We start from the raw sequence: 21,861 nt of genomic DNA, 5'->3' as shown, positions 1-21,861 counted from the left end.
AGCTGCCAAGACCGCCCATTCCACCTCTCAGCGAACCAGCAACACCCCAGACCAGCCGCCCCGCCACACACCAACAAACCCCCCTCCCAGCGTTACCGAGGCAAGGATCATCCTCGAAGCCGTCCGGGGCGAGCGAACAACGAGCAGAACGTACTCCTGAGAGCCACCATCAGCTCCTGGCCCCCGCCGCCTCCGCCGCCCCCGAGGGCCTCGTGGGTGCGTGACGGTCGTCGAACTGGGCGCTGCGGAGTGACGTAGGAGCAGCTGTCCGGGATGGATCAGGTCCTGCATACCCGTTCGATCAAGTCCTGCCAGGCCGCGCCAAGGCTTTTCTCGATCTGCGGGCCTGCGCTGGCCAGCGCGTCGCTGGAAAGGTACAGCAGCAGTGGGCCGTCGAGCGCCGCGGTCAGCTGGATGGCGAGCAGGTCGAGGTCAGCACCGTCGAGGCTCACCTGGCGCAGAAGCATCCGGATGTGCATCTGAGACGCCGGCGTCTGCGGACTGCTCGGGACGGGCTGCCGACCGTCGAGCGCACATCTGAAGATCTCCGTGTTTTCGATCAGCAAACGCACCCGCGCCCGGCCGTAAGCAACCAGCCGATCGATCGGCGGCGCACCGGGGCCAAGTGGCGGCGGTCCGGACAGCACCTCCTCCTGCAAGCCTCGCTCGATCTCGTCGAGCAACGCCTGGAAGATCCCCGCCCGAGTACCGAAGCGTCGAAAAACGGTGCCTTTACCCAGGCCCGACCGCTCGGCCAACGCGTCCATCGTCAGCTGATCGGGACCCGCCTCGGCCAGCATCTGGCGAGCAGTGGCCAGGAGATGTACGCGATTACGGGCCGCGTCCGCCCGTTCCGGCCGCGGCGCTCCAAAACTCACCGGTAGCCCCTTCATAGCGGTGATCCTACAGCCATCCCACTAAGCGGGGAGTAGTCCGTTTACGCCCCGGGAGCGCCGGGGGTACCCACCTCTCCTTGCCTGCCCGCCCTAAGCGGGGTAAAGTCCGGTTATGGCGACGCGATGATGACCGCACTCGTCCGCCTACGAGCAGGTCCGTGTGTTGCGGCCCTGCCGAGCCCCACCTGACAAGGGAGAAGCCCATGACCGCGATCGACGGCGAGGCACGTTTCACTACGCTGCCGGACGAGAAGACCCTTGCGGCAACAGTGGCCGCGCTCGAGGAGCACGGCTTCGGCGTGGAGGTCGTCGATGACTTCGGGTCCGCCCGGCAGAGCGTGCTGAAGCGAATCCCGCACGGTTCACCGGTGATGACCAACACTTCGGCCACCCTGCAGGAGTCCGGCATCGAAGCCGCGATCAACGACCCGGACGGCCCGTACGTGTCGGCCCGCAACAAGATGATGACGCTGGACTTCCAGACCCAGCAGCAGGAGATGAAGGCCATCGCCGGGCAGGCCGAGTACGCCCTCGGCAGCGTCCATGCCGTCACCGCCGACGGCGCCGTGGTCATCGCATCGGCCACCGGCAGCCAGCTCGCCGCGTACGCCTGGGATGCCCCGAACGTCATCCTGGTGGCCGGCACGCAGAAGCTCGTTCCCAGCCTGGAGGCTGCTCGCGAGCGAGTGGTCGAGCACAGCCTCAAGCTCGAGGACATCCGGGCACAGGCCGTGTACGGGCAGCGCAGCTACATCGGCAAGCTTCTGGAGATCCGGCAGGAACAGCCCGGCCGCATCCACCTGGTACTGATCCGCCAGAACGTCGGATTCTGAGACCCCGCAGGAGACGCTCGCCCGGGCAGCACTGCCCAGCATGATCACGTGTCAACAGGTGAAGTTCTTCTACCGTTGCGGAGAGAACCTCATGAGACTCCACCGACCAGCTGCGACAGCTGGTGCCGCCGTGTTCGCCGCCGCATGCCTGCAACCACCTCACCGGCAACCGCTGCGCAGACGGCCGACGCGCCGTCGGCCCGCCTCGGCAACCGACTGCACGGCCCACACTTTCACCGCGTCCGGTCGAGTAGTTGAAGGCAGGACCTCCATCCCGTGGAACTATTACATCGCCGCCCGGGCGGGCACGATCAGCGTATGTCCGGACGGGCCGGACGGCGCGGACTTCGCTCTCGTGCTCAGGCACTTCGGATCCGGCGGACTGAAGACGGTCGCGACCTCCTCGGGTGAGGAGAACGTCAAGAGGCTCTCCTACGAGGGCGACCCCGGCGCCTACCGGGTCGAGGTAGTGGCGACCAGAGGCAGCGGCGACTTCACGGCCGACGTGACCATCCCCTGAGCACTCCCCTGAGGATGCGGCCGGCCGGTCCTCAGAGCGACCGGCCAGCCGCATCCGGCCCGTGCGCCATCCGAACCCGCCAAGCCCGCTCAACGCGTGGCCATCGGATTTGATGACCCATTCAGTTGCACGTACCGACAAAGGAGAAATCCCATGACCGCCGCTGTTGAAACCGGCCTGTGGCAACTCGACACCGCCCGCTCCGTCATCGCCGTCAGTCACGTGACGATGTGGGGCATGGTCACCGTGAAGGGAGAGTTCACCCGCGTAACGGGTGAGGGCGAAGTCAGGCCTGACGGTACGGTCCGCGGTGCCGTGACCCTGGAAGCCGCCTCCCTCGACACCAGGCACGCGAAGCGCGATACGCACCTGCGCAGCGCCGACTTCTTCGACGTCGAGCGCCACCCCACCCTGGTCTTCGCAGTCCGTGACGCCGCGTTCCGCCCCAACGACGTCGCCGAGGTCAAAGGCCAGCTGACCGTCCGCGGCGTCAGCCGCCCGCAGAATGCCACCGTGAACGTCACCGAGTCGAGCGCGGACGCGATCGCACTCACGACCGAGTTCACCGTCGACCGGGACCAGTTCGGCATGGGCTGGAACCGGCTGGGCATGATGCGTGGCCTGACGACGGTGACGGCGACGCTCCGGTTCACGCGCGCGTCTGCCTAGGACAGCGCACCGCACAGGGCGACGACCCGATCGCCGCATCGCCCGCGCGGCCGGCCGATGGCTGAAGAGAGCCGGCCTGCTGTCGGCGACGGCACGGATGTCGACCCTCCCGACACCGACAGGGCAGGAGCACCATGACATGGCCGACCGCATCACCCGGCGTATCAGCCTCGGCAAGGTACTGATCTCGGTACCCGCCGTGATCGCCGGAGTTGGCCCCTACATCGCGGACTGGAACGAGACACACATCCACCATCCGAACTGGCCACCGCACGCCAAATTCCACAACGCTCAGACCATGAGTCTGGGCGCCAAGCTGGCCGGAGCCGCGATGCTGCAACTGTGGCGTCCGGTCGATTCGACGGCCGCCGCAAGGGCTGCGCTGGACAGCGGGGCCGTGTCCGCCGCGTTGTACTGAGTCACGCAGATCTCCGCGCTTGCGTACCCCGGCTCCCGAGCCGTCGACCCGCCCGGCAAGCAGATCTTCCCGCAGGCCGTTGTCGCCTTCCCGTCGCTGGCGTTGGTGGGATGGGGATACGTCCTGGAACGGCGACGGCTTCGCGATCAAGATGATGGAAGGTGAGAGAAGGCTGGCAGCACCGATCTGGGCTGCCGGGCGGGTTCCGTCGAGGGTGAGGGCGAGGGCGCTGCTCGGGGCAGGGACTCGCGGCATCCGGGGAGATTCCCTAGGTCACCGCCCTGCCTTGGTTGCGAACCAGAGCTAGCCGACGGTTGATGCGCTCGACGGCCCGGCGGTGACATTGCGGGCGTTCGGCGGCCCGTATGCGTCGGTGTCCAGACCCCAGGCCAGTACGCGGGCGGGGTGGATGCGGATCAGTGCTGCGTCGAAACCCGGCTGAAGCGGCTCCGCGGCGAGAAGCTCGGCGGTACCGCGGATTTCGATGCCCCGCGGGTTCCAGGGCGTGGTCGAGGCCAGGTCGTCAACGACGAGGGAGACGCGCGGGTCGGCCTGGAGGTTGCGGTACTTCCGGCTGGCAACGAGGTTGTGGCCGCCGATGTCGATCGTGTCGTACGCGCGGTTGTAGACGAACGCGACCGGCCGGGCCTGAGGTGCTCCGTCCGGGCCGATGGTCGCCAGACGGCCGAGGAGCTGGCTGGCGAGGTACGTCTGCTCGTTGGCGGTGAAGACGCTCATGGATTCCCTTGATCAGGCAGGAGTCGGCACAGGGGCGACGCGTGAACCCGCCCTTGAGCCGACAGATGCGCATCACCCACAGAACATAAACGGACTATACCCCGCCTAGTGCTCGGTCAGCGGTAAGAGCCACCTCGAAGTAGGGGCTGCCGGTGAGCTGAGGAGCGCCCTGAGGGGCCAACGACCGCGGAACGGACCCGGTCAACCGGCGATGGACGTCCCCTATACGCGCCGAGCAAGGAACCAAGCAGTGAATAGCGATACGGGTCGAACCCAGATCCGTTGCCCGGCCGGCCTACGGCAGCCAGATCGGCTCGCTCGTCGGCGCGCGGGCGGTGAAGCGCCCTCCCCACCGCCCGAACAGTCGCGCCAGTCACGCCTGTCGCGCCTGTCGCGCTCTGACGATGAGCGCATCCGCCTACGGCTTTCACGAGGAGACCCAGCCGTCATGTCAGATGAAACAGCCAGTCGCCCGCATCGCGGAGGCAAGAACATGGAGTTCGGAGTTTCGAGCATCGGCGACATCACGCGAGACCCTGTCAGCGGTGTGCTCGTTTCTGAGCACGAGCGGATCCACGCGCTCATGCGTATCGCCGTCCACGCAGAGGAGGCCGGCTTCGATGTCTTCGCGATCGGCGAGCATCACAATCCGCCGTACTTCTCCAGCTCCGACACGACGCTCCTGGCCTACCTCGCGGCGCAGACGAAGCGGATGATCCTTTCGACGTCGACGACGCTCATCACCACCAACGACCCGGTGAAGATCGCTGAGGATTTCGCGACGCTCCAGCACATCTCGAGCGGCCGCGTCGACTTGATGCTCGGCCGCGGGAACACGCCGGCTGTCTATCCCTGGTTCGGCAAGAACCTCCAGGACAGCCTTGCGCTCACCGTCGAGAACTACGCACTGCTGCGTCTGCTGTGGCGCGAGGAGAACGTGAACTGGGCCGGGCGGTTCCGTGCGCCACTGGCGGACTTCACGTCGGTGCCCCGACCGCTGAACGGCGTCCCGCCGTTCATCTGGCACGGCTCCATACGCACCCCCGAGATCGCCGAACAGGCGGCGCGCTAGGGCGACGGCTTCTTCGTGAACAACATGTTCGCACCGATGGAGCACTACGCCCGTTCCGTCGCGCTGTACCGCCAACGCTTCGCGCACCACGGCCACGGCGCACTCGAGGACGGCATCGTCGGCGCAGGATCCGGGATCTGGGTGCGCACGAACTCGCAGGACGCCGTGCGGGAATACCGGCCCTACTACAACGCGCACCCCATTCACTCCCGCTCCGGTGTCTCCATGGAGGAGGAGGTGGCGGCCACCGGTCTGACGGTCGGCAGTCCAGCGCAGGTGGTGGAGAAGGTGCTGAGATTCCCTGAGCACTTCGGTGCGCTGCACAGGGTTCTGTTCGGCTTCGACTTCGGCGGTATGCCCGAGTCCAAGATCCACAACGTCATCGACCTCGTCGGCAGCGAGGTGCTGCCAGTACTAAGGAAGGAACTTGCTGTGGCTGCGTGAGGGCTCGACAGGGTGGTCGGTAGACGGAACTGCGGCAGCCACGGCTCGGGCCACGAAGAACGGGCGGCGGCCAAGGTGGCTGTTCGCCGCCGGCACCCTCACCCTGCGGCCGCCACCGGGCAAACCACTAACGGATGCTCGAGCGTTTTGCGGATCATCGCCGCCCGCTGCCCAGCGCCTCGCACTCTGTTGCGCATCCCTCTGACGCTCCACCCCATGACGAACGTCCCTGGCGGCAGCAACACTCGTGGTTCCAGCTTCGAATGGTTTGCTCTGGCACTGTCCGCCATGGTGCTGATCATGAGGGTCAGTGCTTGCTGGGGTCGCAGGGGGCATGGTCGTGGGAAGCCTTGACGAGCTTCGTCGTGTACGTACACGCATCCGCAGGCAGGTGCCAGCCGGCCTCGTCGCCCAAACGCGACCACCGCAACGATCAGCGCGGGTGGTGCGTAGACATGGTGTCGACGCGGCAGCCCGGGGCAGGAACCGTTGCGAGGCGGGCGGGGCGATCTGGGCTTCGGTGCACACGGTGGAGCCCTCGAACTCGCCGCCCAGGACTGGGAGTCCGGCACCCTGATCCGGCCCGTCGTCCTCCTGGAGACCGGCGGCATCCGCCTCCAGGAGGACCACCTGGGGCTGCTCGCCATCGCCGACATCCACGCGGCGATCGTCCGCTTGCGGCAGTACGTTCCCCGCAGTCGGTGTCGTCGCCGGCATGGTCGGCTGCTACGGCGGCATGGGCATCGCCGCCGGTCCCTGCTCCAGCCTCGTCATGACCCGCCAGGGCCGCCTCGCCCTCAACGGGCCCGAGGTCATCGAGCAGGAAGCGGGCGTCGAGGAGCTCGGCTCCCAGGACCGTGCGGGGATCTGGGCGATGGCGGGAGGCGAACGGCGGGTGGCCGTACGGCTCGCTGACACTCTCGTCGCCGACGACACCGAAGCGCTTCGGGGCGCGCAGTACGCGCCGTCTTCGCCGCCGGGCTCACCGGGCACCGCGCAGCTCGGACCCCGCGGCCACTCTCGCCCTGCTCGCAACTGTAGGCACGGACGGGCGGCCGACCGCTCAAGTCCAGGCGGTCCGCACCCTCGCCGCGCTGGACCGCCCGTCCTGGATCCGAGCCTGAGGACCCGGCGGCGGCACGGGGTTCGAGCCGGCCACGGGAGCTCCCGTGGCCTCCGCGGCCAGCTACCTCGACCTCGTCGTGGACGTCCCTCAGCAGGTGTTCGCCGCCGAGGTGGCCCGGCTCCTCGGGCTGTTCGCGGAGCTTCCCGTCCGTGTAGACGTACAACTGCAGACGCCGTACGGGGCGGTGGCCGCGGCCGCATACGCGCGCGACGCTGGACAGATCCTGCTGCGCACCGCCGCGGGACCGTTCCTCGTCGCCGACCCGTGGAGCGCCGCGCTCCAGGCGGTGGGTCCGATGAGCCGCGCCCTGCTCTTGCCCGGCCAGGGCGAACAGCATCCCGGCATGCCGCACGAGCTGCCCAGCCACCCGGCCGCCGTATCCGCCCTCCACGAGATCTCCGAGGCCGTCGGCACAGACGTCCGTGCCCTCGGCTCCGCCGAGATGCTCGCCTCGAACGCCTCCGTGCAGCTCGCCCGACGCCCTCACCCTCACCGACGCAGCCCGCGCCGTCCACGTCCGCGGCGCCGCCATGGAACGCACCTACCCCACCGGTTACGGCATGTGCGTAGTCATCGGCCTCACCGAACCGGCCGTCACCCTTATCGCCGCCGACTGCGCCACCACCGCCGAGTCCCTGAACGCGACCACCATCAATGCCCCGCGCCACATCACGTTCTCCGGAGCGAATACGGCCATTGGCCGAGCCTGAAGCTGCCCTTGAACAGGGCGGCGCCAAGGCCGAGCACCTCGACGTATCGGTACCCGCGCGTATCGGTACCCGCGCACAGTCCGCCGCTCGCCGCCGCCATCGCCGAAGACCTGGCCCACTCCCCCACCCGGCCCGTCCGCCGGCACGACGCCACCAGCGTGCTCCACGAACGCGAGGCCCGCCTGGTCGTACAAGCTCTGCCCGGTGGCTCGCCGGCCCGCCTCACCGCCGCGGCCCTCCCGACTCCCGCGTCGCCTGCCTCCAGGACGCCGGCGTGGAGAACGTACGGGAACTCATACGTGCGGTGCGAGGCAGCCCGGCCCTCGCTCCACGTTTCGGTGGCGCCGGTCGGGGCGCTCGGCCCGGGTAACGAACTCAGGAAGTCTTCGGTTGCTGGATGCCACGCAGGAGCAGCTCGATCAGGCGACGTGGGTCATAGCGGGGGTCTTTGTCGGGTGCGATGCAGAGGTTGCCGATACCGCGCATGAGTTCGTAAGGCTGGATCCCGTTCTGGATCTCTCCGGCGTCGGCCGCAGCGCCGAGCAGTTCCTCGGCCACGGGAAGTAGACGCTCGAGAAAGTACGTGTGCAGTGCGCCGAAGCCACTGCTGTCGGGCTGCCCTGTATGGGCCAGTCCGTGCTTGGTGACGAGGAAGTCGACGAAGATGTCGATCCACTGCCGCAGCGCCTCCAAGGGAGAGTCGTTGTTCGCGAGCAACTGCGGGCCGGCCTCGGCGCACTCCTCGACCTGGTGGCGGAAGACGGCGACGACGAGGTCCGGCCGGGTGGGGAAGTGGCGGTAGAGGGTGCCCATGCCGACGCCCGCTCTGGCCGCGACCTCACGGACCGGTGCGTCGACGCCGGATTCGACGAATACCTCCGCCGCGGCGGCGAGCAGCTTCTGTCGGCTGCGCACCGCATCAGCCCGCGTGCTCTGGGCCGCATCCGATCGGGGCCTACCCGTACTGGTCACCACATCACCCTTCCGCCGATACGGAGTACCGCTACCGCTCCGCTTGCAATGCGGAGCAACGCTCCGTATCGTGAAATGGAGCGAGGTTCCGCTTCGGTCTCAGCTTAGCCGACCCGGACCCTGACCGCTTTCGTGTCGCGTACCGGTCGGTATGCGACCTGCCTCCGAAGGGAGCATGCGCCATGCCTGAGTGGACTTCCGTCGCCGACACCTACCTCCACCCCTCCGCCCCGCCCGTGATATCGGTCAGCCCCATCACGCTGACTGTGCCCGGACGCCCCCTGGACCTCGAAGTCCGCGTCTCCGCACCCCTGACCGGTACCGACCTGCCGGTCATCCTGCTGTCGCACGGACACGGCGGGGCCTACGGCCTGTCCTCGCTCGACGGCTACCTCCCCCTCGCCAAGGTCTGGGCGGCCCGCGGCTTCGTCGTGATCCAGCCCAACCACCTCAGCGCCCCCAGGCTGAGCCACCTGGTCGGAGACAGGCCCGAAGCGCCGCTGTTCTGGCGCTCGCGCGCCGAGGACATGAGCCACGTCCTCGACCGGCTCGACGAGATCGAGCAGGCCGTGCCGCAGCTCGCCGGGCGCATCGACCGCGGCAAGGTCGCGGTGGCCGGTCACTCCCTCGGCGGCTTCACCGCCGAACTCCTCCTCGGCGCCCGGGTCACCGACCTCGACACAGGCGAAGAGGTGAACCTCCTGGAGCCCCGGATCACGCAGGGCGTGCTGATCGGCGCGACCGGCCGGGGCGGCGACACCTTCAACGGGTTCGCGGCCGACCGGGTGCCGGTCTTCCGCACCATGAACCTCACCACGATGACCACGCCCGCGCTCGTCGTCGCCGGTGACAAGGACGACTCCCAGCACTGGACGACCATGGGACCGGACTGGCACGCCGACCCCTACCACCTGGCCCCCGGACCCAAGACCCTGCTGACCGTCTTCAGCGGTGAGCACCTCTTCGGCGGGATCCAGGGCCACGACAGCGTCGAGACCACGGACGAGAACCCCGACCGGGTCGCCGCGGTCGCCGAACTGACCGCCGCCTACCTGCGCTCCGCGTTCGACTCCGACGACACCGCCTGGCAGACGGCGCGGGACGCACTCGCCACCGGCCCCGACGCCTTCGGCCGCGTCGAATCCAAGTAGTCACCGAGACCCCACCCCGAGGGCTGGGCAACCAGCCCGCCGAGAGGAGCACACCCCCCATGCAGAACACTCCCGTCGCCCTGGTCACTGGGGCGAACGCAGGTATCGGCCGGCAAGTGGCGAAGGAACTCGCCGGGCACGGGTTCACCGTGCTCGTCGGCTCCCGGGACCTGAGCCGCGGCGAAGCCGCTGCGGCCGAGATCGACGGGGACGCCCACGCGGTGCAGCTCGACGTCACCGATGAGGTGTCGATCGCGGCCGCCGCGCAGCGGGTCCGAGACGAGTTCGGCCGCCTCGACGTCCTGGTCAACAACGCCGGTATCTCGTTCGTCGGCGACGCCGACACCCCGCTGGAGGAGCGTGCCCGCTCGGGCCTGCTCACCGAGGTGTCACCCGACGTCGTCCGCCAGTTCTTCGAGACGAACGTCATCGGACCGATCGCACTGACGCAGGCGCTGCTTCCGCTGCTCCGCGAGGCCCCGGCGGCACGGATCGTCAACGTGGGAAGTTCCGGCAGCTCACTCACGCTGAACGCCGACGAGCGCAACCCGCAGCGTTCCATGTTCGGTATCTATCCGACCTCGAAGTCCGCGCTGCACGCCGCCACGCTCGGATTCGCCACCGCCCTGGAGTCGACCGGCATCAAGGTCAACGTCGCAGACCCCGGCTTCACGGCGACCGCCCTCAACAACTTCCAGGGCACGAAGACCGTGGAAGAAGGAGCCCGGCACATCGTCAAGATGGCGCTCATCGGACCAGACGGTCCGACAGGCACGTTCTCCGGCGACGACGGCCCTCTCCCCTGGTAACAGACCAAGCACAGCACCAGCACCAGCACCAGCACTGAAGGATTTCCATGAATCACCCCATGATCGCCCTGGTCACCGGCGGCAACAAAGGCATCGGCCGCGAAATCGCAGCCCAGCTCGCCGAACTCGGCCACACCGTCCTCATCGGTGCACGAAGCATCGAGCGCGGTGAAGAGGCCGCCGCCGAACTGCGCGCAGCAGGCGGCGACGTCACCGCCGTCGCGCTCGACGTCACCGACCCCGCCTCGGTATCCGCCGCTGCCGAGACGGTCCGGTCCCGCTTCGGCCGCCTCGACGCACTGATCAACAACGCCGGTATCAGCCACCAGCCGGGCGCCGACTTCGCCGGGCAGCTTCCCCGCTCCGCCGACGTCGACCACGTCCGCTACGTGTTCGAGACGAACGTGTTCGGTGTCATCACCGTCAGCAGCGCGTTCCTACCGCTGCTGCGCGACTCCGACAGTCCGCGAATCGTCAACGTGTCCAGCAGCGCCGGATCCCTCGCGGCGATCTCCGACTTCGCCAACAGCGACCCCATCGCGCTCGGCTACGTCCCCTCCAAGACCGCGCTGACCGCGGTGACCATGATGTACGCCCGTGACCTCGCCTCCGAGAACATCCTCGTCAACGCGGTCTGCCCCGGATTCGTCGCCACCGACCTGAACAACCACCACGGGACCGGAACTCCGCAGGACGGTGCGCGCCAGGCGGTTGCCATGGCCACCATCGGCGTCGATGGCCCCACCGGGACCTTCACCGACGTCAACGGCCCCGTTGCCTGGTGAGCGCGAACTCATCGGCCGGATCTTCAACCACTGCGAGGAAAACCATGCACATTCTTGTCACCGGCGCCACCGGATGGATCGGCTCTGCTCTCGTCCCCCAGCTCATCGCCGCAGGCCACCGAGTCACCGCGACCACACGGTCCGACACCGCCGCGGACGCAGTACGAGCACTCGGTGCCGAGCCCGTCCGAGCTGACCTCGAGGACCCCGAGTCGCTTCGCCGTGCCGCTGAAGCAAGCGGCGGGGTGATCCACCTCGCCTACCGCCACGACGTTGCGTTCACCACGGACCCAGCTGGCGCGGCCGAGACGGAATACAAGGCCGTGACAGCTATGGGTGAAGCCCTGGCTGGATCCCAGCGGCCTTTCGTCATGGCCGTCGGCCTCGCAGGCCTTCCCGAGGGGCAGGTAGCAACAGAAGCCGACCAGGCAGTTGCACACGGGCCTGCGGGCAAGCGCATCGAGGCCGTCGAACATGTCCTTGGTCTCGCCGAGCACGGGGTACGGTCATCCGTTGTCCGCCTTCCCCCGACGGTCCACGGCACAGGCGATACCGGCTTCATTCCTCAGCTCATCACCCACGCCCGTCAAACCGGGCAGTCGGCCTACGTGGGCACGGGGGACAATCGCTGGCCCGCGGTGCACCGCGATGACGCCGCGACCCTCTTCCGGCTCGCAGCCGAAGAAGCAACCGGCGGCACAGTTCTGCACGGAGTCGCCGAAGAAGGCGTCGCCTTCCGCCACATCGCCGAAGGAATCGCAACCCTTCTCGGCGTCCCCACGAGGTCACTCGACGCAGACGCGGCAGCCGACCACTTCGGATTCTTCGCACGACTCACCGGCGGAGACTTCCCCGCATCCAGCACGCTCACGCGTGAGCGCCTCGGCTGGGCCCCGTCCGAACCAGGCCTGCTCGACGAGCTCGCCGCTGGTGACTACCCGTCCTGACAGCGCCGAAATGCATTCGCGGACACATCCTTCCGAGCCCACCAGCCTGGTGGCACGGAGCAGCTCTTCAAAGGTCCTGGATGGTTGCTGCTGCCTCCGCGTAGCCGTAGCGGCGGGCCGGATCGGGTGGGGCCGGGCGGGGCGGGCCCGGTCCAGGAAGTCCTCGGCGTGTTCGCCGACCGCGACGGGTACGTTCACCGCGACGTGAAGCTCGTGCCGCACGACCGGCCACTGATGTCGGCCCTCAAGGGCAGCGGCCTCAACGCCACCCCCAGCTCGGCTACTCCGCGGCGTCGAGCGTGGCAAGACGGGCCAGGGCATCGGCTGTGGGGGTGTCCGGAGCGGCGTGGAGCAGCAGTACCTCCAGCTCCTGGGGGCCGGCCACCTGGAACTTTTCGACCAGCAGTTCCATCGGGCCGACCTGCGGATGCCGTATGCGGAAGGTGACTTCCTGTGCGGTGCGTACGTCATGGCGTGCCCACAGCCGACGGAACCGTTCGCTTTTGAGGGAGAGCTCGCCGATCAGGGCGTGCAGGCGTTCGTCGTCGGTTTCGGTGCCGATCTGGGCGCGCAGGTGGGCCACGGCGGTGGCTGTGTACGACTCCCAGTCGTCGCGGTAGTCGCGTGCCGCCTGCTCGGTGAACAGCACACGCAGGCGGTTTGTCCCGGGCTTCAGTTCCGGTGACAGGGCTCTGGCCATGTGGTTCGCGGCGAGTACGTCGCTGTACTTGTTGAACACCAGGGCGGGCACGTTGAGGGTTCGCAGCAGCAGGACCAGGTTCGTGGGCACGCGTTCGTCCCCAGGACCTGGCCCACGACGAGGTCGGAGACCGGTCAGAGACATCAGATAGGCCGTGCCTTCGGCATCCAGCTGGAGCACACCGGCCAGTGCATGGATGACCTGGGCAGAGGGGTTGCGGTCGCGGCCCTGTTCCAGGCGCAGGTAGTACTCGACGCTGATACCCGACAGCATGGCCACTTCTTCACGGCGCAGCCCCGGCACCCGGCGTGGCCCGTGGCCGGCCGGCAGGCCCGCCTCGGCCGGTGTGATGAGTTCGCGGCGGGCCCGCAGAAAGCCTCCGAGAGCGTTGTCCACACCATCAGCCTATGCGGCCGCAACGAGCTGTGGGTGTCCCTGTCACTACCAGGAACGACAGGGAACTGGCACGCGCTATTCGCACCCGTGAAGGTGTCGGTATGACGCAACGGACATGGTTCATCACCGGGGTCAACAGCGGGTTCGGCCGGGAGCTGGCCGAGCAGCTCCTCGCGCGCGGGGAGCGCGTCGCCGGAACGGTACGGCGGGAGGGTTCGGTCGACGACCTGCGGGCCGAGTACGGCGAGCGGTTCTGGATCGAGCACCTCGACGTCACCGACCTGGCCCAGGTACGGGACGTCGTCGACGCCGCCTTCGGTGAGCTGGGCCGTATCGACGTGGTGGTGATCAACGCGGGGTACGGCCTCTTCGGCGCCGCCGAGGAGTTCACCGACGAGCAAGTGGTCCACCAGATCACCACCAACCTGCTCGGCTCGATCCAGACCGCGCGAGCAGCACTGCCGCACCTGCGTGCCCAGGGCGGCGGCCGGATCATCCAGCTCTCCTCGGTCGCCGGCCTCGCCGCCCACCCGGGCGCCTCTCTCTACCACGCGGGCAAGTGGGGCGTCGAAGGCTTCATGGAGGCCCTCGCCGACGAGGTCGCGCCGTTCGGCATCGAGGTGACACTCGTCGAGCCCGGCGGTGCGCGTACCTCGTTCGCCGGCAGCAGCCTGCGGCTGAGCGAGCCCCTGGCCGCGTACGACAACACCCCGGCCGCGGCCGTGCGCATCTTCAAGGACATTGCCGTCCCGGTGCCCGGGGACCCGGTCAGGGTCGCTGCCAAGATCATCGACAGTGCGTCCCAGGAGCCTGCCCCGATGAGGCTGGTGCTGGGCAGCGACTGCTACCAGGGCGCCACCGCCTCGCTGCGTAAGCGCCTCGCCCAGATCGAGCCGCAGCAGGCCAGTGCCGCCGAGACCGATGCGGACACGGATGCGGATGCGGACACGGGCGCCGACGCGGACGCGGACGCGTGAACACTCCCGCCCGTGCCGCACTGTTTCACCGCTTGGCGCACAGGCTGAATCGCAGAAGCACCGCATCACCATGGACACCTTCGACGACGCCTACGCCACCGCCTCGGGCGCCTATGGTCTGGCCGACCAGATCGCCCCACTGCGCTGGACCCGGGACAACATCGCCCGCTCCCTCCTCGGCTGCCCCGACGCACAGGGCCTGTTCCAGCGCGCGGTCTCGCAAAGTGCCGCCGGCGCACCGGTGTTCAGCTGCCCAGCCCGCTCGGCCTGGGCTGTTGACTGCATCACGCTCGCCAAGCTCGGCGTGGCCGCGCGCGATCTGCCCACCGTCGGCCCGGACCGGATCCCCAAGGCCCAGAGCGAGATCATGTCCGAGGTGCAGCGCGGGAAGCACCCCGAGTGCGGCCGGATGACCATTCCCTTCGTTCCCCTGACCAGCGGCGACCTTCTGCCCCGCCCGCCCTACGACGCCATCGCCGACGGCGTGGGCACCGACGTCGAACTCTCCGATCTCACCAAAGATCTCGATGGCTTCCGACCGGGCCTTCCGTATCCCCTCCCCCCTACGCATCGCGGAAGCGCACCAGCGGCTCGACCCGTGTCTACCGGTTCGCCTGACACAGCCCCGTTTTCGACGGCTGTGTAGCTGTGCCTGGGCCCGGCGCGCAGCGTCGCTTCGGCGGCGCGCCGTCATCACGGTCCGCTGCCTGCTTTCCGCCGCCTTGGCCACAGATCTATTGACCATGCTTTCGATGGGACCGGTGCCGTCCATGAGCTGGGCCCTCCTAGTCGAGGGCCTGTCCGGCACGGGCCCGACCATCGCCGGAGATCAACCACCCCACCGAGTAAGTGACCCAAGTCACATTCTGCTCCTGTCAGCAACCAGCGCCCCATCCCGTTCAAAGGGCACACGGACACGACAGGAGCAGCATCGTGAAACACCGCATCGTCATACTCGGCGCCGGATACGCCGGAGCCTTCGCCGCCGGAAACCTGGCCCGCCGGCTCTCCCCCGCCGACACCGAGATCACCGTCGTCAACGCCGTACCCGATTTCGTCGAGCGGATGCGGCTTCACCAGCTCGCGATCGGACAGGACCTCGCGGTCCGCAAGCTCAGCGACGTATTCGCGGGCACCGGAGTCAGGCTGCGCCTGGCCCACGTCACCGGCCTCGACCCCGAGCGCAGAACCGTCACCGTCACCAGCCGGGAGCACGAGGACGCGGACGGCGAGCTCGCGTACGACACGCTTCTCTACGCGCTCGGCAGCTCCGTGGCCCACCATGACGTCCCCGGTGTCGCCGAGTACGCCTTCGATGTGACCGGCCGGTCCTCGGCCCTGCGTCTGCGTGAACGCCTGGCCGGCCTCAGCGCGGGCAGCACCGTGCTGGTCGTCGGTGAAGGGCTGACCGGTATCGAGACCGCCACCGAGTTCGCCGAGTCCCGGCCCGACCTCTCGGTCGCGCTCGCGGCCCGCGACGAGCCCGGCGCCTGGCTCGCGCCGAAGGCCCGCCGTCACCTGCATCAGGCCTTCGACCGGCTCGGCATCACCGTCCACGCGCACACCCGCATCGAAGCCGTCGAGCCGACCCGGGCCGTGGCCGCCGACAGCAGGTCTATTCCGGCCGACGTGACCGTGTGGACGGCCGGGTTCGCGGTGCACCCCATCGCGGCCGCCAGCGGCCTGGAGGTCGCCGGGACCGGCCAGATCGCCGTCGACCGCACCATGCGCTCGCTCTCACATCCGGACGTCTACGCCGCCGGTGACTGCGCCTACGCGATCGGCGGGAACGGCCGCCCGCTGCCGATGTCCTGCGCCTCGGCGGGACTCACCAATATGCAGGCGACCGCCGCGATCATCGCGCGCCTGACCGGCCGCGAAGTCCCGTCCACCGGACTGAAGTACTACGGCAACCACATCAGTCTCGGGCGGCGGGACGCGATCTTCCAGATGGTCGACGGAAACGTCCGGTCGAAGTCCTGGTACGTGGGCGGCCCGATCGCCGCGCGGCTCAAGGACGGCGTGCTCAAGGGGGCCGCGTGGGGCATCGCCCACCCGACCTTCGGCCTGCCGAAACGCAGGCACCGCCTGGCCGCCGCGCCCGACCCGGCCGGGGTGAGGGCCGCCGCATAGGCTGCTGACCATGGACAGCGCAGCCGTCGACCGATTCGAGGCCAGCCGGGGCCGGCTGGCCTCACTCGCGTACCGCCTGCTCGGCTCGGCCGCCGACGCCGAGGACGCCGTACAGGACACGTTCCTGCGCTGGCAGGCCGCCGACCGCGATCGGATCGAGGTGCCGGAAGCGTGGCTGACCAAGGTCGCCACCAACCTCTGCCTCGACCGGCTCCGTTCGGCACAGGCCCGCCACGAACGCGCGGCCGGCACCTGGCTTCCCGAGCCGCTCCTCGACGGTGACCCAATGCTCGGCCCGGCCGACACCTTCGAACAACGCGAATCGGTGTCGCTGGCCGTACTGACCCTTCTGGAACGCCTCTCCCCCGTCGAGCGGGCCGTCTACGTCCTGCGCGAGGCGTTCGCATACAGCCACGCCGAGATCGCCGAGATCCTCGACATCACCGAGTCCGCGAGCCAGCAGCATGCCCACCGGGCCCGGATCCGCGCCGCCACCGACCACCGCCGCACCCACGAGACCAATCTCGCGGCCGCCCGCCGCGTCGTCGAGGAGTTCCTCGCCGCCGCCACCTCGGGGCGCACCGAACGGCTGGTGGCGCTGCTCACCGACGAGGTGACAGCGGTCTCGGACGGGGCCGGACTGGCCAAACGGCTGTTGCGCTACACAACACGCGAGCGGGTCGCCACCTTCGTACGGGCCGGTTTCAAGCCCACGCCGGCGAAGCGACGGCTCGCCGGCGGCTCCCTCGCGATGTACATCGCATCGGTCAACGGCTCTCCGGCCGTCCTCGCCGTGGTCGACGGCCGTGTCGTGGGCGTCGTGGCGTTCCAGGTCAGCGACGGCAGAGTCGCGTCCCTGCACGGCATCGCCGTCGCAGACCGGCTCACGCGCCTGAACAACGTCTGGCAGCGGTACGAACCCGGTGCGCCGGTCATCAGCGCGTGGTGACGGCGTCGTTCGGTCATCCGCTGCTCCGGGCGGCCAGGCGTGTCAGCCAGGCAGGTCAGCGAGGTATGCCTCTTCCCAACTCCTGTGGTTTCTCGCTCAGGCCCGCGGCCCATGATCCGCCTCCGGAACGTGCGCGAAACGCCGTTGGACGGGTGGGTTTGTCGACCTGTCGGGCTCGGGGTGCAGATGAGCGGGGAGCCGCAACGCACGGGCGCGGCACCACCTGTCAGTCGTCGGGGAGCCAGCCCCGCTCGCGCAGCGCCGCCACGAAGCGGCCGTAGGCGTCGTCCAGGGCGGGGCGCTCCTCCGGCACGGGCTCGACCAGGGCGCCTCTGCGCACCATCGCGGCGGCGCTCGCCGCGAGGTCCTCGTGGAGCGTGCCCGTCGCCGCGAGGAGCGCGGCTCCGAAGGCCGTCTCCGCGCGCCCGGCCACCCGGACCGGGCGGTCCAGGACGGTGGCCCGGATCGCCGTCCACACAGCGCTGCGACTGCCGCCGCCCGCCGCGTACAGAGGGCCCAGCACCGGGACGCCGAGACGCTCGACCCGGTCCAGAGCCAGGCGTTCGACGAAAGCGACTCCTTCGAGTGCGGCCCGGTGGGAGTCCACCTCGTCGCCGGGGCGGCCCAGCTCGAAGCCGCGCGCCGTGCCGGAGACGAAGGGGAACCGTTCGCCGTCACGGCACAGGGGGTAGCGCACGTACGACGCCGGGCCCCGGGCCGCCGCGGCGGCGTCCAGCTCCGGCAGACGGGACGCACCGACCTGGGCCAAGCACTCCCCTCCGGTGTTGGACGCCCCGCCGGGGAGCCACCAGCCGTCGGGGTGGCGATGGCTGTAGAACGCCCCGGTCGGGTCGCGAACCAGGTCCGCCGAAACCCCCTTGAGGACGTACGTGGTGCCGAGCACGCCGACGAACCGGCCCGGCTCGACCGCCCCTGTGGCGATCTGGCCCGCGCAGCCGTCCGTCATCCCGAGGCGTACGGAGCACCCTTCGGGCAGACCCGTCGCCTCGGCCGCTTCCCGGCCGACGACACCGGCCTCCGTACCGGGGGCGCCTACGGCGGGCAGCAGCGCGAGCGGGAAGTCGAAGGCCTCGAACACCTCCTGCGCCCACTCCGAAGCGCGGGCGTCGTAACCGGACTTGAGCGCATGGCTCCAGTCGGTGGCGACAGGGTGCCCCGTCAGCTCGCGCCCGACGACGTCGGGTGTGTGCAGGACGTGGCGCAGGGCGGAGCCGTACGTCCGCAAGCACCAGACGGCCCGGCCCAGCGCCGCGGTCGGCCCCACGGACAGGCCGAGCGCGTCCCACCGGGCGCTGCCCGCCCGCTGGGCCTCCGCGTTGACGTCGGCGGCTCGCCGGTCGTCGTACATCAAGGCCGGGCCGAGCGGTTCGCCGTCGACCCCGGTGGGCACGATGGTTCCGGACGTGGCGGACACGGCCACCGCGATCACCTCTCGGCCGCCCCGGGGCAGTGCGTCCGTGGTGCGGCGCAGTGCCGACCGTACGGCGGGCCACCATGAACGGGCGTCCTGCTCGCTCGTCCCCGCAGGGGTGCGTACGGGGGGTGGCAGGTCGGCCCGGGCTTCGGCGAGCACCCGCCCCTGCCCGTCCGCACACAGGACGCGGACGGACGCGGTCGCCACGTCGATGCCGATCACGGCCGGAGAGTCCGGAGAGTGGGGAGTGGTTCGGCTTGGTTCGCTGCTCATGGCTGAATGCGTCCTTCCCCGGCACCGGCACCCGACGGGCCTCGTCCGGACTATGCGTGTCCGCTCAGGTGGGTGGTTGCGTGTGGAATTAACATGCCTTCCATCAGTGTGAGAGGGGTGGTTTCACCGTGCAACGGGCGCCACCGTCACCTGCGTGCGTTCGCGGAGTTTGCCGAGCAGTTCGGCGTCCGCTCCGTCATCCACCACGAGGTGGTCCAGGTCGGCGACGGGCCCCACCCGGTGCAACGCGGTCCGGGCCAGCTTGGTGTGGTCCATGAGCATCACCTTCGTCGCCGCCGACGCCAGCATCGCCCGCTTCACCAGCACCACATCCTGCTCCTGGTGGTAGGCCATCCTGGCGTCGAGAGCCGACGTGGAGACCGCGACAACGTCAACAGACAACGCCTCCACCGCCTCGACGCACGGCATCCCGAGGAAGGAGTCATGGGTACGTGAGTACTCGCCGCCCAGTGCGATCAGACGGATGCCCTCGCACCCGGTGAAGACGTCGAGCACCCGGCGGGCGTTGGTGACCACGGTGAGCGGGGCGAGGTCGACCAGCAGGCCGGCCATGACCAGCACCGTGGTGGAATCGTCGAGCATCACCGACATGCCGGGCTCCACCAGTTCGGCGGCGGCGCGCGCGACGGCGTTCTTCTCCGCCGTGTTGACGCCGAGCCGGTAGTCGAGGCTCGACTCGAACACCGTGGACGGCAGAGCCGAAGCGCCGCCGCGGAAACGTCGCAGGACCCCTTGCCGCGCGAGGTCGTCGAGGTCGCGGTGGACGGTCATCAGGCTGACGCCCGTGAGCTGGGCGAGAGCGGCGCCCGTGGCCGTGCCCTGCTCCACGACATGGTCGGCGATGAGCCGTCGGCGTTCTTCGGCGGATCTCTTGGTCATGGGGGTCAGTCTCCCGCAGGGCTCGGGCCGGGCGCGGGGGCGGGGAGTGCGGGGGTGGGGAGCCCGGTCGTGGGGAGCGCGGTCGTGGGTACGTTGAGCGAGCGCAGCGCCGTGTCCGTGCCCCGCATCTCGATCTCCGTGACGGCTCCGTTGTCCAGGCGCGGGAAGATCCGCCGGTAGTGCCCGAGGGGAAGTCCGAGGAGTTCGCACAGGGCGATGCGCAGCAGGGTGTTGTGGGCGACGACGAGCACCTTGCCTCCCTGGTGACGGTGCGCGAGGTCGCGCAGGGAGCCGGTCGCCCGGGCTGCGGCGCGGGCGACGGGCTCCGAGCCGGGGAAGGCGCCGGCGTCGGCGTCCTCGCGGAACCTCCGTACGGCTTCGGGGTCCTCCTCGGCCATCTCCTCGACGGTCCGGCCCTCCCCCCATCCGAAGTCGACCTCCCGCAGCCCCTCCTGGACCTCCACCGCCAGGCCCAGCGCCACCGCCGCGGGGCTCGCCGTCAGGCGGGCGCGGCTGAGCGGGGAGCAGGCGACCGCGTCCACGCCGGCATGGGCGGCCCAGGATCCGAGGTCGGCCGCCTGGGCCAGGCCTCTGGGCGTGAGGGCTACGTCGGTGACCCCGGCGTACCGGTTCTCCGCGTGCCACTCGGTCTCGCCGTGCCGCACCAGCAGGAGACGAGAGGTCATGGAGACCGCCCTTCGCGTCGAGGTCGAGAGGTCGATGCCGAGTGTGGGTGGAGCCGGGTGGGTGGAGCCGTTCGCGGCCCGGTGCATTGCCGGTTCACGTGGGCGCTGTTAAATTTAACAGAAATTCCACAGCCCAGGACCGGCCTGTCGCGGCTCGGATCACGCTCCGACCTGCTCGCCACGCAATCCCCCGGCTCCCTCGCAGAAGGAATCCGATGTCATGCGCATCCTCGCCGCAGGCGACCACTTCGTCCGTCCCTCGTTGATTCGCGCGGCTGTGAGCCAGGAGTTGTCCCGCACGGGCGGGGAGCTTCCGGAGTTCGCGGAGCTGACCCTCCCCTGGCCCCACGAGCCCTTCGGTCCGGTCGCGGAGGTCCGTGAGGCGAGCGGCACGGAGGACGAGCTCGTCGAGGCGCTGACCGGGGCGTCCGTCTGTGTGACGCAGATGGCCCCGTTCACCGAGCGGGTGTTCGCCGCATCGCCCGGTCTGCGTCTCGTCAGCGTTTCGCGGGGCGGGCCGGTGAATGTGGACCTGGCCGCCGCCACTCGTCACGGAGTCAGGGTCAGCTTCGCCCCCGGCCGCAACGCGCCTGCCGCCGCCGAGTTCGCCGTGGGGCTGATGCTCGCCGCGATGCGGCGTATCGGCACCGCCGACGCGGAGCTCAAGCGGGGTGTCTGGCGGGGCGATCTGTACGCGTACGAGGAGAGCGGCGGCGAGCTCGGCGGGGCCACGGTCGGACTGGTCGGTTACGGCGCCATCGGCCGCATCGTGGCTCGGGTGATGCGCGCCTTCGGTGCTCATGTGCTCGCGGCCGATCCGTACGCCGACGCTGCCGCGGTCACGGCGGACGGGGTCGAACTCGTCGAGCTGGACGCCCTCCTGAGCCGGAGTTCGGTGGTGAGCCTGCATGCCCGTCTGACCGAGGAGACCCACCACCTGATCGACGCCCGACGTCTCGGGCTGCTGCCGCACGGCGCGGTCCTGGTGAACTCGGCCCGGGGCGGGCTCCTCGACCACGCACCGTTGCCGGAGTTGCTGCGCGGTGGCAGTCTCGGGGCGCTCGCCCTCGATGTGTACGACATCGAGCCGATCCCCGCCGACTGGGCCCTGCGGGACGTACCGAACGTGATCACCACCCCCCATCTCGCGGGCGCGACCCGGCAGACGGCACACCGTGCGGCGACCATCACCGCCGCCGAGGTCGGCCGCTTCCTGCGGGGGGAGGAGTTGTCGCACCTCGCGAATCGGGATGTCCTGGCGGCCGGTCGGCCCTGACGGCCGCCGCCGACGACGCCCGGGAACCCATCGGCCCGCACAGGAG

20 protein-coding genes and 3 pseudogenes are annotated in these 21,861 nt (G+C 69.5%); 16 read left to right on the top strand and 7 right to left on the bottom strand.

What is annotated here, in order from left to right:
- Positions 1–278: 278 nt before the first annotated feature.
- Entirely contained in the window at positions 279–893 is a 615-nt protein-coding gene (locus tag ACIQPT_RS31780; protein WP_401160921.1) for a TetR/AcrR family transcriptional regulator, read from the bottom strand.
- A gap of 206 nt (positions 894–1,099) precedes the next feature.
- Here ACIQPT_RS31780 and ACIQPT_RS31775 point away from each other — a divergent pair, with 206 nt between their 5' ends.
- The 4 genes and pseudogenes from ACIQPT_RS31775 (at position 1,100) to ACIQPT_RS31760 (ending at position 3,501) form a co-directional block, all read left to right on the top strand.
- Complete coding sequence (locus tag ACIQPT_RS31775; protein WP_401160919.1) at positions 1,100–1,729, top strand: LUD domain-containing protein; 630 nt, start codon at positions 1,100–1,102, stop codon at positions 1,727–1,729.
- Between the two features lie 355 nt (positions 1,730–2,084).
- Positions 2,085–2,249, top strand: coding sequence for a hypothetical protein (locus ACIQPT_RS31770; protein WP_401160917.1), 165 nt, complete (start codon positions 2,085–2,087; stop codon positions 2,247–2,249).
- Between the two features lie 153 nt (positions 2,250–2,402).
- The gene (locus tag ACIQPT_RS31765) at positions 2,403–2,918 is read left to right on the top strand and encodes a YceI family protein (protein ID WP_401160915.1); all 516 of its coding nucleotides are present in this window, start codon (positions 2,403–2,405) and stop codon (positions 2,916–2,918) included.
- 97 nt (positions 2,919–3,015) lie between these two features.
- A pseudogene (locus ACIQPT_RS31760) lies at positions 3,016–3,501 on the top strand (DUF6640 family protein).
- A 138-nt stretch (positions 3,502–3,639) separates the two neighbouring features.
- Here the strand turns inward: ACIQPT_RS31760 and ACIQPT_RS31755 are convergent.
- Positions 3,640–4,074 carry a PPOX class F420-dependent oxidoreductase gene (locus ACIQPT_RS31755; RefSeq protein WP_401160913.1) on the bottom strand — a complete coding sequence of 145 codons (435 nt, stop codon included), beginning with the start codon at positions 4,072–4,074 and terminating at the stop codon, positions 3,640–3,642.
- A gap of 493 nt (positions 4,075–4,567) precedes the next feature.
- On the opposite strand from ACIQPT_RS31755, the pseudogene ACIQPT_RS31750 reads away from it, so the two are divergent.
- The 3 genes and pseudogenes from ACIQPT_RS31750 to ACIQPT_RS31740 form a co-directional block, all read left to right on the top strand.
- Positions 4,568–5,578: pseudogene (locus tag ACIQPT_RS31750) on the top strand (CE1758 family FMN-dependent luciferase-like monooxygenase); the annotation flags it as partial.
- Between the two features lie 1,151 nt (positions 5,579–6,729).
- Positions 6,730–6,969, top strand: a pseudogene (locus tag ACIQPT_RS31745) (phosphoribosyl-dephospho-CoA transferase MdcG domain-containing protein); the annotation flags it as partial.
- Between the two features lie 277 nt (positions 6,970–7,246).
- Positions 7,247–7,426 (top strand): hypothetical protein, encoded by a 180-nt coding sequence (locus tag ACIQPT_RS31740; RefSeq protein ID WP_401160912.1) that lies wholly within the window; start codon positions 7,247–7,249, stop codon positions 7,424–7,426.
- Positions 7,427–7,801: 375 nt separating this feature from the next.
- Here the strand turns inward: ACIQPT_RS31740 and ACIQPT_RS31735 are convergent, their stop codons facing one another.
- Entirely contained in the window at positions 7,802–8,401 is a 600-nt protein-coding gene (locus ACIQPT_RS31735) for a TetR/AcrR family transcriptional regulator (protein ID WP_401160910.1), read from the bottom strand.
- A gap of 179 nt (positions 8,402–8,580) precedes the next feature.
- Between ACIQPT_RS31735 and ACIQPT_RS31730 the strand changes: the two genes are divergently transcribed.
- From ACIQPT_RS31730 to ACIQPT_RS31715, 4 genes are read left to right on the top strand one after another with little or no spacing between them, the layout of a single operon-like run.
- On the top strand, positions 8,581–9,549 hold the full coding sequence (locus ACIQPT_RS31730) for an alpha/beta hydrolase family protein (RefSeq protein WP_401160908.1): 969 nt from the start codon (positions 8,581–8,583) through the stop codon (positions 9,547–9,549).
- Between the two features lie 59 nt (positions 9,550–9,608).
- Entirely contained in the window at positions 9,609–10,358 is a 750-nt protein-coding gene (locus ACIQPT_RS31725; protein ID WP_401160907.1) for an SDR family NAD(P)-dependent oxidoreductase, read from the top strand.
- Between the two features lie 47 nt (positions 10,359–10,405).
- The gene (locus tag ACIQPT_RS31720; RefSeq protein ID WP_401160906.1) at positions 10,406–11,143 is read left to right on the top strand and encodes an SDR family NAD(P)-dependent oxidoreductase; all 738 of its coding nucleotides are present in this window, start codon (positions 10,406–10,408) and stop codon (positions 11,141–11,143) included.
- Positions 11,144–11,187: 44 nt separating this feature from the next.
- Positions 11,188–12,090, top strand: coding sequence for an SDR family oxidoreductase (locus tag ACIQPT_RS31715; protein WP_401160904.1), 903 nt, complete (start codon positions 11,188–11,190; stop codon positions 12,088–12,090).
- Positions 12,091–12,370: 280 nt separating this feature from the next.
- Here ACIQPT_RS31715 and ACIQPT_RS31710 read toward each other — a convergent pair whose 3' ends face one another.
- A complete protein-coding gene (locus tag ACIQPT_RS31710; RefSeq protein ID WP_401160902.1) occupies positions 12,371–13,186 on the bottom strand; it encodes a helix-turn-helix domain-containing protein in 816 nt (271 codons plus the stop codon).
- A 101-nt stretch (positions 13,187–13,287) separates the two neighbouring features.
- Here ACIQPT_RS31710 and ACIQPT_RS31705 point away from each other — a divergent pair, with 101 nt between their 5' ends.
- From ACIQPT_RS31705 to ACIQPT_RS31690, 4 genes are all read left to right on the top strand, one after another.
- Positions 13,288–14,163 (top strand): SDR family oxidoreductase, encoded by an 876-nt coding sequence (locus ACIQPT_RS31705; protein ID WP_401160900.1) that lies wholly within the window; start codon positions 13,288–13,290, stop codon positions 14,161–14,163.
- Between the two features lie 70 nt (positions 14,164–14,233).
- Positions 14,234–14,809, top strand: coding sequence for a hypothetical protein (locus ACIQPT_RS31700; protein WP_401160898.1), 576 nt, complete (start codon positions 14,234–14,236; stop codon positions 14,807–14,809).
- A 287-nt stretch (positions 14,810–15,096) separates the two neighbouring features.
- The gene (locus ACIQPT_RS31695) at positions 15,097–16,296 is read left to right on the top strand and encodes an NAD(P)/FAD-dependent oxidoreductase (RefSeq protein WP_401160896.1); all 1,200 of its coding nucleotides are present in this window, start codon (positions 15,097–15,099) and stop codon (positions 16,294–16,296) included.
- 10 nt (positions 16,297–16,306) lie between these two features.
- Positions 16,307–17,245 carry a sigma-70 family RNA polymerase sigma factor gene (locus ACIQPT_RS31690; RefSeq protein ID WP_401160894.1) on the top strand — a complete coding sequence of 313 codons (939 nt, stop codon included), beginning with the start codon at positions 16,307–16,309 and terminating at the stop codon, positions 17,243–17,245.
- A gap of 226 nt (positions 17,246–17,471) precedes the next feature.
- On the opposite strand, the gene ACIQPT_RS31685 is transcribed toward ACIQPT_RS31690, so the two are convergent.
- The 3 genes from ACIQPT_RS31685 to ACIQPT_RS31675 all read right to left on the bottom strand — a co-directional run bounded on the left by ACIQPT_RS31685 (position 17,472) and on the right by ACIQPT_RS31675 (position 20,539).
- Positions 17,472–18,953: an FGGY-family carbohydrate kinase gene (locus tag ACIQPT_RS31685; RefSeq protein ID WP_401160892.1), complete on the bottom strand. Its 1,482-nt coding sequence runs from the start codon at positions 18,951–18,953 to the stop codon at positions 17,472–17,474.
- 123 nt (positions 18,954–19,076) lie between these two features.
- Entirely contained in the window at positions 19,077–19,853 is a 777-nt protein-coding gene (locus tag ACIQPT_RS31680; RefSeq protein WP_401160890.1) for a DeoR/GlpR family DNA-binding transcription regulator, read from the bottom strand.
- Between the two features lie 5 nt (positions 19,854–19,858).
- Positions 19,859–20,539, bottom strand: coding sequence for a histidine phosphatase family protein (locus ACIQPT_RS31675; protein WP_401160889.1), 681 nt, complete (start codon positions 20,537–20,539; stop codon positions 19,859–19,861).
- A gap of 220 nt (positions 20,540–20,759) precedes the next feature.
- Between ACIQPT_RS31675 and ACIQPT_RS31670 the strand changes: the two genes are divergently transcribed.
- The gene (locus ACIQPT_RS31670) at positions 20,760–21,815 is read left to right on the top strand and encodes a 2-hydroxyacid dehydrogenase (protein ID WP_401160888.1); all 1,056 of its coding nucleotides are present in this window, start codon (positions 20,760–20,762) and stop codon (positions 21,813–21,815) included.
- Positions 21,816–21,861 lie beyond the last annotated feature (46 nt).

The sequence above is a fragment of the Streptomyces sp. NPDC091289 genome (genome assembly GCF_044757365.1).
In the GTDB taxonomy this organism is placed as follows: domain Bacteria; phylum Actinomycetota; class Actinomycetes; order Streptomycetales; family Streptomycetaceae; genus Streptomyces.
Note: the sequence above shows the minus strand (reverse complement) of the source record. Positions and strands in the feature narration are given on the sequence as shown.

What these genes read in the sequence shown, in the direction of transcription:
- ACIQPT_RS31780 (WP_401160921.1), bottom strand. Translation starts at nt 893, where the DNA reads ATGAAGGGGCTACCGGTGAGTTTTGGAGCGCCGCGGCCGGAACGGGCG.
- ACIQPT_RS31775 (WP_401160919.1), top strand. Translation starts at nt 1,100, where the DNA reads ATGACCGCGATCGACGGCGAGGCACGTTTCACTACGCTGCCGGACGAG.
- ACIQPT_RS31765 (WP_401160915.1), top strand. Translation starts at nt 2,403, where the DNA reads ATGACCGCCGCTGTTGAAACCGGCCTGTGGCAACTCGACACCGCCCGC.
- ACIQPT_RS31755 (WP_401160913.1), bottom strand. Translation starts at nt 4,074, where the DNA reads ATGAGCGTCTTCACCGCCAACGAGCAGACGTACCTCGCCAGCCAGCTC.
- ACIQPT_RS31740 (WP_401160912.1), top strand. Translation starts at nt 7,247, where the DNA reads ATGGAACGCACCTACCCCACCGGTTACGGCATGTGCGTAGTCATCGGC.
- ACIQPT_RS31730 (WP_401160908.1), top strand. Translation starts at nt 8,581, where the DNA reads ATGCCTGAGTGGACTTCCGTCGCCGACACCTACCTCCACCCCTCCGCC.
- ACIQPT_RS31725 (WP_401160907.1), top strand. Translation starts at nt 9,609, where the DNA reads ATGCAGAACACTCCCGTCGCCCTGGTCACTGGGGCGAACGCAGGTATC.
- ACIQPT_RS31720 (WP_401160906.1), top strand. Translation starts at nt 10,406, where the DNA reads ATGAATCACCCCATGATCGCCCTGGTCACCGGCGGCAACAAAGGCATC.
- ACIQPT_RS31715 (WP_401160904.1), top strand. Translation starts at nt 11,188, where the DNA reads ATGCACATTCTTGTCACCGGCGCCACCGGATGGATCGGCTCTGCTCTC.
- ACIQPT_RS31705 (WP_401160900.1), top strand. Translation starts at nt 13,288, where the DNA reads ATGACGCAACGGACATGGTTCATCACCGGGGTCAACAGCGGGTTCGGC.
- ACIQPT_RS31700 (WP_401160898.1), top strand. Translation starts at nt 14,234, where the DNA reads ATGGACACCTTCGACGACGCCTACGCCACCGCCTCGGGCGCCTATGGT.
- ACIQPT_RS31690 (WP_401160894.1), top strand. Translation starts at nt 16,307, where the DNA reads ATGGACAGCGCAGCCGTCGACCGATTCGAGGCCAGCCGGGGCCGGCTG.
- ACIQPT_RS31685 (WP_401160892.1), bottom strand. Translation starts at nt 18,953, where the DNA reads ATGAGCAGCGAACCAAGCCGAACCACTCCCCACTCTCCGGACTCTCCG.
- ACIQPT_RS31680 (WP_401160890.1), bottom strand. Translation starts at nt 19,853, where the DNA reads ATGACCAAGAGATCCGCCGAAGAACGCCGACGGCTCATCGCCGACCAT.
- ACIQPT_RS31675 (WP_401160889.1), bottom strand. Translation starts at nt 20,539, where the DNA reads ATGACCTCTCGTCTCCTGCTGGTGCGGCACGGCGAGACCGAGTGGCAC.
- ACIQPT_RS31670 (WP_401160888.1), top strand. Translation starts at nt 20,760, where the DNA reads ATGCGCATCCTCGCCGCAGGCGACCACTTCGTCCGTCCCTCGTTGATT.